The organism is Frateuria sp. YIM B11624, assembly GCF_049727805.1.
Lineage (GTDB): Bacteria > Pseudomonadota > Gammaproteobacteria > Xanthomonadales > Rhodanobacteraceae > Frateuria_A.
Genome location: NZ_JBCNYA010000041.1, coordinates 19,787 through 32,053, shown reverse-complemented (window position 1 = coordinate 32,053; position 12,267 = coordinate 19,787). Strand labels below are relative to the sequence as shown.

The 12,267-nt window shown below is 71.1% G+C and carries 12 protein-coding genes; 5 read left to right on the top strand and 7 right to left on the bottom strand.

The genetic code is table 11. The features are described 5' to 3' along the window. The first annotated feature begins 223 nt into the window (after positions 1–223). Entirely contained in the window at positions 224–997 is a 774-nt protein-coding gene (bioH, locus tag AAIL17_RS16660) for a pimeloyl-ACP methyl ester esterase BioH (protein ID WP_424683975.1), read from the top strand. Next, the gene (gene bioC, locus AAIL17_RS16655; protein WP_424683974.1) at positions 994–1,872 is read left to right on the top strand and encodes a malonyl-ACP O-methyltransferase BioC; all 879 of its coding nucleotides are present in this window, start codon (positions 994–996) and stop codon (positions 1,870–1,872) included. Before bioH ends, bioC begins: the two co-directional genes overlap by 4 nt. A gap of 31 nt (positions 1,873–1,903) precedes the next feature. Here bioC and AAIL17_RS16650 read toward each other — a convergent pair whose 3' ends face one another. Further along, entirely contained in the window at positions 1,904–3,019 is a 1,116-nt protein-coding gene (locus AAIL17_RS16650) for an acyltransferase family protein (protein WP_424683973.1), read from the bottom strand. Positions 3,020–3,520: 501 nt separating this feature from the next. Between AAIL17_RS16650 and AAIL17_RS16645 the strand changes: the two genes are divergently transcribed. Both AAIL17_RS16645 and treF read left to right on the top strand, forming a co-directional pair. Then, positions 3,521–4,288 (top strand): SDR family NAD(P)-dependent oxidoreductase, encoded by a 768-nt coding sequence (locus AAIL17_RS16645; RefSeq protein ID WP_424683972.1) that lies wholly within the window; start codon positions 3,521–3,523, stop codon positions 4,286–4,288. Continuing rightward, the gene (treF, locus tag AAIL17_RS16640; RefSeq protein ID WP_424683971.1) at positions 4,285–5,874 is read left to right on the top strand and encodes an alpha,alpha-trehalase TreF; all 1,590 of its coding nucleotides are present in this window, start codon (positions 4,285–4,287) and stop codon (positions 5,872–5,874) included. Before AAIL17_RS16645 ends, treF begins: the two co-directional genes overlap by 4 nt. 34 nt (positions 5,875–5,908) lie before the next feature. Here treF and AAIL17_RS16635 read toward each other — a convergent pair whose 3' ends face one another. The 4 genes from AAIL17_RS16635 to AAIL17_RS16620 all read right to left on the bottom strand — a co-directional run bounded on the left by AAIL17_RS16635 (position 5,909) and on the right by AAIL17_RS16620 (position 9,270). Further along, entirely contained in the window at positions 5,909–6,778 is an 870-nt protein-coding gene (locus AAIL17_RS16635; protein WP_424683970.1) for a DUF72 domain-containing protein, read from the bottom strand. A gap of 155 nt (positions 6,779–6,933) precedes the next feature. Next, positions 6,934–7,743, bottom strand: coding sequence for a transporter (locus AAIL17_RS16630; RefSeq protein WP_424683969.1), 810 nt, complete (start codon positions 7,741–7,743; stop codon positions 6,934–6,936). A 63-nt stretch (positions 7,744–7,806) separates the two neighbouring features. Then, entirely contained in the window at positions 7,807–8,544 is a 738-nt protein-coding gene (locus AAIL17_RS16625; RefSeq protein WP_424683968.1) for a hypothetical protein, read from the bottom strand. 171 nt (positions 8,545–8,715) lie between these two features. Then, the gene (locus AAIL17_RS16620) at positions 8,716–9,270 is read right to left on the bottom strand and encodes a DNA-3-methyladenine glycosylase I (RefSeq protein ID WP_424683967.1); all 555 of its coding nucleotides are present in this window, start codon (positions 9,268–9,270) and stop codon (positions 8,716–8,718) included. 84 nt (positions 9,271–9,354) lie between these two features. Between AAIL17_RS16620 and AAIL17_RS16615 the strand changes: the two genes are divergently transcribed. Continuing rightward, positions 9,355–10,248, top strand: a complete 894-nt coding sequence (locus AAIL17_RS16615) for a DMT family transporter (RefSeq protein ID WP_424683966.1) — start codon at positions 9,355–9,357, stop codon at positions 10,246–10,248. Between the two features lie 62 nt (positions 10,249–10,310). Here AAIL17_RS16615 and AAIL17_RS16610 read toward each other — a convergent pair whose 3' ends face one another. Then, positions 10,311–11,258, bottom strand: a complete 948-nt coding sequence (locus AAIL17_RS16610; RefSeq protein WP_424683965.1) for a pyridoxal-phosphate dependent enzyme — start codon at positions 11,256–11,258, stop codon at positions 10,311–10,313. Further along, positions 11,255–12,250: an aldose 1-epimerase gene (locus tag AAIL17_RS16605; RefSeq protein ID WP_424683964.1), complete on the bottom strand. Its 996-nt coding sequence runs from the start codon at positions 12,248–12,250 to the stop codon at positions 11,255–11,257. The genes AAIL17_RS16610 and AAIL17_RS16605 overlap by 4 nt, the downstream gene beginning before the upstream one ends. Between the last annotated feature and the right edge of the window lie 17 nt (positions 12,251–12,267).

The following is a 12,267-nucleotide window of genomic DNA, read 5'->3' as shown; positions in this document are numbered from 1 at the left end:
GCGACTGCTTCGTGTTCGACGGGCGTGGCGCGGTCGACAAGGCGCTGCAGCCCTCGCCCTTGCTCCCTCTCCCCTCCGGGGAGAGGGTTGGGGGGAGGGGACACTCTTGCGGGGAGCCCGCTTCGGGCGTCTCTCCACCTACCACCCTCCCTGCGAGCCCCGCCCCCTCACCCCAGCCCTCTCCCCCATCCTTGATAAGGGACGGGGGAGAGGGAGCCAAAGCATGAGCCTGCACATCGACAAGCTCGGCCACGGTCCGCAGCCGCTGGTGCTGATCCATGGCTGGGCGATGCACGGCGGCATCTTCGCGCCGCTGGTGGAGGCGCTGGCCGACCGCTGCAGGCTGTACGTCGTCGACCTTCCCGGCCACGGCCACTCGCGCGCCTGCGGCCTGCCGCTGGAACCACACGCGATCGCCGAGGCCGTCGCCAGGGCAACGCCGCCGGCGCCCTGGCTGGGCTGGTCGCTCGGCGGCCTGGTCGCACTCACCGCGGCGCTGGACCATCCTGTCCACGTGCAAGGTCTGGCCATGCTCTGCGCCACGCCGAAGTTCGTACGCGACGCCGGTTGGCCGCACGGCAGCGACGCCACCCTGGTGCACCAGCTCGCGCTGGACCTGGAAACCGGCTACCACGCCACGATCGAGCGCTTCCTGGCGCTGGAGGCGATGGGCAGCGCCGATCCGAAGGCCGAGCTGCGCCGCTTGCGCGCGGACGTGTTCGCGCGCGGCGAGCCGGAACTGCGCGTGCTGCAGGAAGGCATCGGCCTGCTCGAACGCAGCGACCTGCGCGCGCGCCTGCCGCAACTGGCGGTGCCCAGCGTGTGGATCGCCGGGCGCCGCGACCGCTTGGTGCCGCCCGCCGCCATGGCCTGGTCGGCCGAACAGTGCGGCGGCCGCTTCGTCGAGATCGCGCACGCCGGCCACGCGCCCTTCATCGGCCATGCGCAGGCGGTGGCCGATGCATTGCAACCCCTGTTCGCGGAAATCCCGGCATGAGCGCCTTCCAACTCGACCGCGCCCGCGTGCGCCGCAACTTCGCGCGCGCCGCCGCCACCTACGAGCAGCACGACGTACTGCAGCGCGAAGTGCAGGCCGACCTGCTCGGCCGGCTGGACTTCTATCTGCAGGCGCCCGAGCGCGTGCTCGACCTCGGCGCCGGCACCGGCCGCGGCAGCGCGATGCTGAAGAAGCGCTACCCGAAAGCGCAGGTGATTGCAGTCGACCTGGCCCTGCCGATGCTGCGCGCCGCGCGCGCAAACCTGCGCCTGTTGCGCCCGTTCCAGCGCGTCTGCGCCGAGGCGACCCAGTTGCCGCTGCCCGACCACAGCGTCGACGTGCTGCATTCGAACCTGTGCTTCCAGTGGATCGACGACCTGCCCGCGCTGTTCGGCGAATGCATGCGCGTGCTCAAGCCCGGTGGCCTGCTGGCGTTCTCCAGCTTCGGCCCGGACACGCTCAAGGAACTGCGCGCCGCCTGGGCCGCGGTCGACCAGCAGTCGCACGTCAGCCGCTTCCTCGACATGCACGACGTGGGCGACGCGATGATCAACGCCGGCCTGCGCGACCCGGTGCTGGACGTCAACCGCTACACGCTGACCTACAGCGAGCCGCGCGCGCTGCTGAAGGAACTCAAGGGCCTGGGCGCCACCCACGCCGACCGCGCACGGGAACGCCACCTCACCGGCAAATCGCACTACCGCGCGATGCTCGCCGCCTACGAGGCGATGCGCGTGGACGGCCGCATCCCGGCCACCTGGGAAGTGGTCACCGCGCACGCGTGGGGACCACCGCCCGGCCAGGCGCGACGCACCCCGCAGGGCGAGATCGCCACCTTCTCGCTGGACAGCCTGCGCGGCTCGCGCCGCCGCTGAGTCTTGCTCCCCGTCCCGTGCGAGGGACGGGCTACGGCCCTGCGGCGGCCGGTTCGGCCAGCACCGGCGTGCGGTCGCGCCAGCGCAGGAACGACCGCTCCACCATGTAGTGCAACGCGGCGCCCACGGCCAGCACGCCGAAGGCGTACAACGCGAAGGCGGCGAACCCGTGCCACTGCCACGGCCCCACCCACCACGTCGCGACCGCATGCAGGGCCAGCTTGTGGCTCAGGTACAGGCTGTAGGAAACGCGCGCCAGCCAGCCGGCGCCCGGCACCGCCCAGCGCATCGGCATTGCGCTGGCCGCGCCCACGCACAGGGCCAGCGCCAGCGACAACAGCGGGTAGCCGACCACCGACGGCCAGAAGCCCAGCCGCGCGCGGAACAGCCACCACGCAAGGACGAACAGGCCCAGGCCCGCCGCCAGCACGATGCCCGCATGCCGCTGCAGGCGCATCCACATCTGCGGCCGTCCCACCCGCAGCGCGGCCAGCGCCACGCCGGCGAGCAACCCGTCCAGCCGGGCCCAGGTGGGGTAGTAGATGCCCTCGACGAAGCGCAGGCCGAACGCCGGCCCCGGCTGCTCGCGCACGGACGCCATCTCGTGCAGCCAGACGTAGCCGCGCACCGCCATGCCAAAGGCGACCACGCCGAGCCCCAGCGCCACGGCCTTGCGCAGCGACGGCCGCCGCAGCAGCCACCAGGCCAGCCACGGGAACAGCAAATAGAAGTGTTCCTCCACGCACAGCGACCAGGCATGCGAGAACGCCTTGTCGTGCTCGTAGTCGATCAGCAGGTTGAGGGTGAAGCTCGCGAACTGCCACGCCGGCGCCAGGCCCGGCGCCTCGCGCAGCGCCGGCCAGGCGACGTACACGGCGAGCACCGCGAGGAAGGCCGGCAGGATGCGGTACGCGCGGCGCCGGTAGAACCCGCGCCAGTCCAGCGGCTCGCCGCGGGCCAGTGGCGCGAGCAACTGGTGGCCGATCAGGTAGCCGGAAAGCACGAAGAACAGGTCCACGCCCATCCAGCCGTCGTTGCCCAGCCAGGCGAAGCGCTCGCCCAGCCCGCCGACCACGTAGGAATGGAACAGCATCACCCACACGATCGCCCACGCGCGCAGCAGGTCCAGGCCGGGAAGGCGGTTCATCGCACGATCCTTTGCTCGGGAAAGCAGGCAGTGTGGGTGGTCGCGCCGATGCGGTTCGGGCAAACCGCGGGCGAATCGCAGGCGTCTTCGGGGCTGGCGCGTCCCGTTCGCCGGCTAAGGCCGCACGCAATGCATCGCTGTAGGTGCGGCGGGCGCAGCACGTTGCCATCGTGCAGGCGCTGCAATGGTCGCGGTTGGACAGCGCCCGCATGTCGGCCATCGGTCCAGCCGTACGTTCGATGAATGGTTACCTGCGCTGGTCGCAGCCGGCGGCGGCGACGCCGGGCCAGCGAACGCGAGCCGGCGAACGGGACCGCGGGAAATACGTGCTTGCGCATGCATCGCTCCGCGGGTTGAAGCCTCATTGGAGCCCGAACGCGCATCCCCCCGCCGGCCCGCACGCCGGGCCGCCGTTGAAACCGTTGCGCGGCTGCCGATAGCGCGGTCTTCACCCGCCCGCGCCTAACCTGGGCGGCCTCATCCACTTGCAGAGGAACCGCGATGGGGCTCGAGGGCAAGGTCGCGCTGGTCACCGGCGCCGCGCAGGGCATCGGCCGCGCCATCGCGCTGCGGCTGGCGCAGGAAGGCGCCGCCGTGGCGATCGAGGACCGCGTCGCCAACGACCGCGCGCGGGAAACCCTGGCACAGGTGCAGGCCACCGGTGCGCGCGCCTGCCTGATCGAGGGCGACGTCGCCCAGGTCGAGGCCGACCGGCGGGTGGTCGCCGAGGCGGTGGCACAGCTCGGCCGCGTCGACATCCTGGTCAACAACGCCGGCGTGGAGCGCCGCGCGGGATTCCTCGACGTCACCGAGGCGGACTACGACCTGGTGCTCGACGTGAACCTCAAGGGCGTGTTCTTCCTCACCCAGGCGTTCGCCCGCCACGTGCGCGACCGCGGCGACGGCGGGCGCGTGGTCAACATCAGCTCGGTGCACGAGGAGCTGCCGTTCCCGCATTTCGCCAGCTACTGCGCCAGCAAGGGCGGCGTGAAGATGCTGATGCGCGACCTGTCGGTGGAACTGGCGCCGCTGGGCATCACCATCAACAACGTGGCGCCCGGCGCGATCAGGACGCCGATCAACGCGCACCTGATGAGCGACCCGGCGCTGATGGCCGCGCTGATGAAGAACATCCCGCTCAAGCGACTGGGTTCGCCCGAGGAGATCGCCGGCGCGGTGGCCTTCCTGTGCAGCGGCGACGCCAGCTACATGACCGGCAGCACGCTGGTCATCGACGGCGGCCTGTTGTGGAACTACGCCGAGCAATGAGCGACGACGCCAAGCGCCACAACGAGGAAAGGGCCGCCAGCGTGCCCAGGGCCGACACGCTGACGCCGGCCGACCGCTACCAGGAACTGTTCATTGCCGTGCAGATGGACGGCGTGTTCACCGACAGCAAGACCTTCGTCGACTGCGTGCCGCGCGGCGACCCGGAGGAGATCCTGGAGGCCTACCGGGCACAGTGCGACGACGAAGGCTTCAGGCTCGCCGACTTCGTGCACGCGAACTTCGACCCGCCGCAGGAGCACGCCAGCCACTACACCTCGCCACCCGGGCAGTCGCTCAGGGACCACATCGACGGCCTGTGGGACGTGCTCACCCGCCATCCGCACCAGCATCCGCCCAACGCCTCGATCCTGCCGCTGCCCAACGACTACGTGGTGCCGGGCGGGCGCTTCGCCGAGCTGTACTACTGGGATTCCTACTTCGCCATGCTCGGCCTGGCCGAGAGCGGGCGGCACGACCTGCTCGCCTCGATGGCCGACAACTTCGCCTACCTGATCGACACCTACGGCCACGTGCCCAACGGCAACCGCACCTATTACCTCAGCCGCTCGCAACCGCCCGTGTTCGCGCTGATGGTGGAGCTGTTCGAGGACAAGGGCGTTTGCAAGGCGGTCGAGTACCTGCCGCGCCTGCGCAAGGAATACAACTACTGGATGGCCGGTTCCGAGGACCTGCGCCCCGGCGACACGCGCCGCCACTGCGTGTGCCTGGACGACGGCAGCATCCTCAACCGCTACTGGGACGACCGCGATTCGCCGCGCGAGGAGGCCTACCGCGAGGACGTGCTCACCGCGCGCGGATCCTCCCGTCCCGCGCACCAGGTCTACCGCGAGCTGCGCGCGGGCGCCGCCTCGGGCTGGGACTTCAGTGCCCGCTGGTGCGATGGCACCGACCTGTCCACCATCCGCACCACCTCGATCCTGCCGGTGGATCTCAACGGCTTCCTGTACAAGCTGGAGCGACAGATCTGCCTGCTCAACCATGCCGTGGGCCAGCGCCAGCAGGCGGAGAAGTTCCGCCGCCGCGCGGAAGCCCGCAAGAGCGCGATCGACCGGCTGATGTGGAACGGACAGGCCGGCGCGTTCCTCGACTACGACTGGCAGCGCGCCGAGGCGCGCGAGGCGCTCACCGCCGCCGCGGCCGTGCCGCTGTTCGTGAACCTCGCCAGCGCCGAACAGGCCGAACGCACCACGCAGGCGCTCAAGGACCGGCTGATGCGCGAAGGCGGCCTGGGTACCAGCGAGAGGGAGAGCGGCCAGCAGTGGGACCGTCCCAACGGCTGGGCGCCGTTGCACTGGATGGCGATCCGCGGCCTGCGCAACTACGGCATCGCGCTCGCCGACGACATCGCCTGCCGCTGGCTCGCGACCGTGGGCAGCCTGTACCGGAAGGAAAGCAAGCTGGTGGAAAAGTACGTGATCACGCACGCCGAGGATGCCGAGGGCGGCTACGGCGGCGAGTACCCCTTGCAGGACGGCTTCGGCTGGACCAACGGGGTGACCCGCCGCCTGCTGCACGAGGATCCGCGCCACCAGGCCAACGAGGCGAAGGCCGCGAGCAAGCGGTAGGCGGCGGGGTGGGATCGAGCCGACCTGCGGCCTGCTAGAGATCGAGCTTGCGCATCAGCGCCTGGGCGTCGAACGGCGCATGCACCTTGGCGTCGTTGTCGAAGTAGCAGTACACGTCGCGGTCGGCGCGCTTCGGCGGCGGCCGGCCGCTCGCGCGCACCGCATCGTCCGGCTCGCCGCCCTGCGACCACGCACGGATGCGTGCCGCCCAGCGTTCCAGCGCCGCGTCGCTGTAGCCGCTGGTATAGAGCTTCTCGTCGCCGTGCAGGCGCAGGTACATGAAGTCGGCGGTCACGTCCTCCAGGTAGGGCCAGCGGCCGGCGGTGTCGGCTACCACCAGCGCCACCTTGTGCCGGCGCAGCAACGCGATGAAGTCCTCGCAGACGAAACTCTCGTGGCGGATCTCCAGCGCATGGCGCAGCCGCCGCTTGCGGTCGGGCGTGATGCTGGCGCCATGCTTCAGGCGATGGTCGTGCCGGCGCGCCCATGCAGCCGCCTGGTGGGTGTCGCGCGGCAACGCGCCGAGGAAGTGGTCGAACAGCGCCTCGTCGAAGCGCTGGCTGGGCGGGCACTGCCACAGGATCGGTCCCAGTTTCGCGCCCAGTTCGAACACGCCCGAGGCGAGGAAGTTGGCGAGCGGACCGTCGAAGTCGCGCAGCCGCTTGATGTGGGTGATGAAGCGCGGTCCCTTCACCGCGAACACGAAGCCGCGCGGCGTGTCGGCGTTCCAGCGCGCGTAGCTGTCCGGCCGCTGCAGGCTGTAGAACGAGCCGTTGAGCTCGATGCTGCCGACCTGGCGCGAGGCGTATTCCAGCTCGGCCCGCTGCGGCAGGTTCTTCGGATAGAACACGCCCCGCCACGGCGCGTAACGCCAGCCGGAAATGCCGATGCGCAGGGTCGCCACCGCGGCCTCCACAGGATGGGGAGGCGACCATGCAAGCGCACGCACGGTGAGCGCGTGGTGATACGTCAGTCGGTTCGCAGCGGTGCCGCGCCTCCCGCAGCCGTTGGCCCGGGAGGGCTGCTGCTTCCCCTGCACCGCGCAGGGGAAGCGCGCGTTCAGAACAGGTACTTGGCGGTGGCGCCCACGCCCCAGTCCGGGCTGCCGTCGGCCAGGCCGCCCATCACGTAGCTCTGCAGCCGCCAGTCGGCGCCGATCTTGTGGTTCCAGTAGGCGGTCAGTTCGCTTTGCGCGGCGCCGCCCTCGGCGATCTTCTCGCGGTAGTAGTAATAGGCGCCGACGTCGTCGCTCTGGCTGACCTTGAAGCCCGCGCCCAGGTTGGCGTTGAAGCCGTTTTGCAGGCGGATGTAATCGGAGCTGCCGTACTTCATCCAGCCCACGCCACCGAACACGGTCCACTCGCCGTAGGCCTTGTAGGCATCCAGCGACAGGCCGTAGTCGTTCTTGCCGGTGCCCAGGCCCTTGTCCGCGTCGGCGGTGCCGAACTTGACCTTGCCGGTGAGGTCCAGGCCAGCGCTGTAGTCGGCGCTGGTGAACAGGTGGTAGCCGGCCGAGGCCACGACATCGCCCAGGCCGGAGGCCGAGCCGGTGGCCGGGGTAGCGCCGCCGCCAGCGGTGCCGCGGCCGTGGCCACGGCCGCGCGGATTGCCGTTGTCGACACCGCCGGTGCCGGGAATGACGTCGTTCGAACCGCTGATGCCGATGTAGGGCACGGTCAGCTTGAGCGTCCAGCGGTCGTCCTGCCAGCCGGCCGTGACCGGCACCGACCAGATGTCGGTGGTCGTGTCCGTGCCGTACTTGCCGGTGCTGTAGTTGGCGCCCGCGCCGACGCTGAACTGGCCGTCGTCGGCATGGGCCGCGCCGGCGCCGAGCAGCAGCAGGCCCAGCGCGCAGAAGGTGCTACGCATGCAATGTCTTTCCTGTGTGTCGTGGGAAGGCAGCGCCGGCGGGCGCCGGCGCCGAAGGAGAACTCAGCCGCCGGGGCGACCGGCGCGGTCCGGGCGCTCGGGGCGTTCGGGACGCTCCGGCCGGGCCGGGCGTTCGGGGCGTTCGGGGCGCTCCGGACGATCGACGCGGGCGACGTGCTCGGGCGCCGCCGGATGGTCTGCGGCATGGCCGCCGGCGAACGCCACCTTCTCCACCTTGACCGCCGCGTGGTCGGCGGCGTGCGCCGCGGCGTTGGGCGAGCGCATCACCTCGCCGAGCTTGAAACCCATCGCCTGGGCGATCGCACCCCAGCCTTCGCCGGCCGCGCGCTCGGTCAGCACGCCACCGAGATCGACCGTGCTGCCGTCCTCCAGGGTGAGCGTGCCGCCATTGAGCGCGGCGGCGATCTCGTCGGCCGTCGGCTCGGTGATGCCCGCGCCAGCCAGGCTGGCTTCGGCCAGCGACAGGGCGATCTTCACGTTGCCGTAGCCGAGCGCACCGGTAGCCGGCTGGAAGGTGGTCTGGGTCGTGGTGGTGCTGCCGTCGGCCTGGGTGGTGGTTTCCTCCAGCGTGACCTCGCTGCCGTCGCGCAGCCCGTCGACCAGCGCCTGCGCGTTGGCGTCGGAGCCGGCGAAGCTCTCGAACTGGCCGGCCAACTGCTGCGCGGCGTGGTTGTCGCTGGTGGACGGAGCGCCGTCCGTCGGCGCGTCCTGCGCGAAGGCCGGCGTCAGGGCGAGCGCCGCCAGCAACGCGGCGGCAAGGACGGACATACGCATGTTCATGGCACTCTCCGGAGATCGAATCGTCGCTTCGCAGCCGGCGGCCGCGATCCGGCGTGCATGCTTCGCCCTCGCGTGGTGTACGCGCAAGCGCTGCCGACGTGGGGCATTCAGCGGTGTTTCACCGGCTCCTTCCGGCGCGTGACCGGCATCGCAGTCACGCTGCGCAGGCGGTCACACCTGGCGGTGGCGGAAGCAGCCGACCAGGTGGTCGTTGACCATGCCGGTCGCCTGCATCAGCGCGTAGCAGATGGTGCTGCCGACGAAGCGGAAGCCGTCCTTCTTCAGCGTCTTGCTCATGCGGTCGGAGAGCGCGGTGGTCGCGGGCACCTCGGCGCTGGTCTTCCAGCGGTTGCGCACCGGCTTGCCGTCGACGAACGACCACAGATAGGCATCCAGGCTACCGTGCGCATCGATCGCTTCCAGCGCGGCGCGGGCGTTGTCGCGCGCGGCGGTCACCTTCAGGCGGTTGCGGATGATGCCCGGATCGGCGAGCGCCTTTTCCAGTTCGCGCTCGCTCATCCGCGCCACGCGCGCGATCTCGAAGCCGTGGAAGACCTCGCGGTAGCGCTCGCGCTTGGCCAGCACCGTGCGCCAGGACAGGCCGGCCTGCGCGCCTTCCAGGCAGAGGAACTCGAACAGCAGGCGGTCGTCGTGCAGCGGCGCGCCCCACTCGGTGTCGTGGTAGGCGCAAAGCAGGTCGTCGGTGGCCCAGGTGCAGCGTTGCATGCGGATTCCCGATGGCGGCAGGGGCGCCACTGTAGCGCAGCGTCCAACGCGTACACTGGCGCACCCTTCCCGCATCGCTTCCCCATGTCGAACGCCTTCCCGCAACGCGGCGCGCTGGCCGCGCTGGCCGGCACCATCCTGATCTGGGCCTACAGCTGGGTGGTGATGAAGCAGGCGCTGACCTGGGCCGGTCCGTTCGACTTCGCCGCGCTGCGCTACCTGTTCGGCGCGGCGGTGCTGTTTGCGGCGTTGCTGGCCAGCCGCCAGTCGCTGCGGCCGCCACCGCTGGTGGACACGGTGCTGATCGGCCTGTGCCAGACCGCCGCGTTCCAGGGGCTGGAGCAGTGGGCACTGGTCGGCGGCGGCGCCGGACACGTGGCGCTCTTGGCCTACAGCATGCCGTTCTGGGCCGTGCTGCTGGCCTGGCCGCTGCTGGGCGAGACGCCCTCGGCGCGGCACTGGCTGGGCCTGGCGCTCGCGGCGGCCGGATTGCTGTGCATCCTCGAACCCTGGCACGGCCTGGGCAGTCCGGTGAGCACGCTGCTGGCACTGGCCGGCGGCGCCGCATGGGCGGCCGGCACGGTGCTCAGCAAGCGGCTGTTCCAGCGCCACGCGGTTTCGGCGCTGGCGCTGACCGGTTGGCAGATGCTGATCGGCGCGCTGGCGCTGGGCCTGGTGGCGCTGCTGGTGCCTTCGCGGCCGATCGCCTGGAACTGGGCCTTCGCGGGCGCGCTGGTCTACAGCGCGGTGATGGCCTCCAGCGTCGCCTGGGGCCTGTGGCTGGTGGTGCTCAAGCGCCTGCCGACCACGCTCGCGAGCCTGTCCAGCCTGGGCGTGCCGGTGGTCAGCGTATTGCTGGCCTGGCTGATCCTGGACGAGCGGCCCGATGCGATGGAGTGGCTGGGCATCGTGCTGGTGCTGGCGGGGTTGATGGCGGTGGTCGGCATCGGCCGCCGCCGCGCGGGGCGCAACGCGTAGGGTGGGCTTCACCACTCACCGCGAGGTTGCGGTGGGCTGAAGACCACCCTGCGTGCATCTTGCTACCAGGGCAGCGCGTCGAGATCGACGTTGCCGCCGGTGAGGACCACGCCGACACGGCGGCCGGCGAAGCGCTCGCGAGCCTTCAGGATCGCCGCGAAGGCGGTGGCGCTGGACACCTCCACCACCAGCTTGAGCTCCTGCCACAACAGCCGCATCGCGGCGATGGTTTCCTCGTCGGCGACCGTGATGATGTCGACGCGATGGGCGCGCAAGGCCTCGAGGTTGGCTTCGCCGACCAGCGCGCGCAGGCCGTCGCACAGCGTGTCCGGCACCACGTCGGTGACCCGCTCGCCACGCGCGAGCGAACGCGCGGCGTCATCCGCACCAGCCGGTTCGGCTGCGTGCAGGCGAAGCTCCGGGCGCAGCGCATGCGCGGCGGTCGCCACGCCGGAGGCCAGTCCGCCACCACCGACCGGCGTGACGAGCGCTTCGAGTTCCGGCGCCTGCGCCAGCAGTTCCAGCGCGATCGTGCCCTGTCCCGCCATGACCTGGGTGTCGGCATAGGGGTGCACCAACACCGCGCCGGTCTCCTGCACCAGCTGCGCAGTGGTCGCCTCGCGCGCGGCCTGGGTCGGTGCGCAGCGATGCAACACCGCGCCAGCGCGTTCGATCGCCGCGAGCTTGGCACGCACCGCCCCCTCGGGCACCACCACGTGCGCGCGGATGCCGCGGGTGGCCGCCGCCAGCGCCAGCGCGTTGCCGTGGTTGCCGGAGGAATGCGTGACCACGCCGCGCGCGGCGGCCGCCTCGTCGAGCGCCCACACCGCGTTGCAGGCGCCGCGGAACTTGAAGGCGCCGCCGCGCTGCAGGTTCTCGCACTTGAAGTGCAGTTGCGCGCCGGCCAGCGCATCGAGCGCGTCGCTGCGCATGACGGGCGTGACGCGTGCATGCGGTGCGATGCGTGCGGCGGCGTCCTGGATCTGGGTAAAGGTGGGCAGTGCGGTCATGGCGTGACGATCTCCACGCCGCAGCGGAACGTCCGTGCGGCGCCAGGTTCAAGTCGGATGGCCTCGGCGCAGTCGGGCCGGTTGAAGGCGTCGGGCAGGCTTTCCATCGGTTCGAGCGCAAGCGAACGGCGTGCGTCGCGTTCCAGCGTGTCGCCGGTGAAGGCCAGCAGCACGCCGTGTTCCTGCCATACGGCGATGCCGACGCCACTGGCCGGATCGCGCAACCGCGTGCGGGCGCGGCCGTCGTGGTCGGCCTGCAGGCCGGTGTAGGTGTGGTTGAGTTCGAGCGCGCCGATCGCGCGCGGCTGGCGGAAGTCCAGTTCGGGCGCCTGCGCCAGCGGCGCGTAGGCGTCCTGACCGGGCAGCGGGATGAAGTCGGTGTCGGTGCGGATCACGCAGGCGGCGGGAATCGCCAGTTCCCACGAGGCCAGCGGCGTGCTGCCGACGCGGAAATACGGATGCCAGCCGGCGAACGCCGGCGCCGCGCGGGTTCCGACGTTGCGAAGGGTCGTTTCCAGCGTCAGCCCGTCAGCGGCCAGCGAATAGCGCACCGCCAGGTCGAGCGTGAACGGATAGCCCGCCTGCGGCGCAACGGTGGTGGCGAACAGCACGCTCGCGGCATGTGCGTCCGCGCGCAACGCAGCGATCGCGAAGTCGGCATCGCGCACGAAGCCGTGGCGGCTCGCCCGCGCCGCGCCGGAGGCACCCGGCATCAGGTCGTGTTCGACGCCGTCGAACAGGTAGCGTGCGTCGGCGATGCGGTTGGCGAAGGGCGCCAGCAGGGCGAAGCGCGAACCCGGGCGGGCCGCCAGTTCGGCAGCATCGCGGTGGCCGTCGGCCAGTTGCACCAGCCGGTCGCCGAAGCGCGCTTCGAAGGCCAGCACGCAGGCGCCGTGCCTTGCGATGCGCACGCGGCGACCACGCGCACTGTCGTTCAATACGACGATCGGCTGGCTGTCCAGCCACTCGATGGCGACGTCGAACGCACCCATGCCCTTGCCCGGCCGCG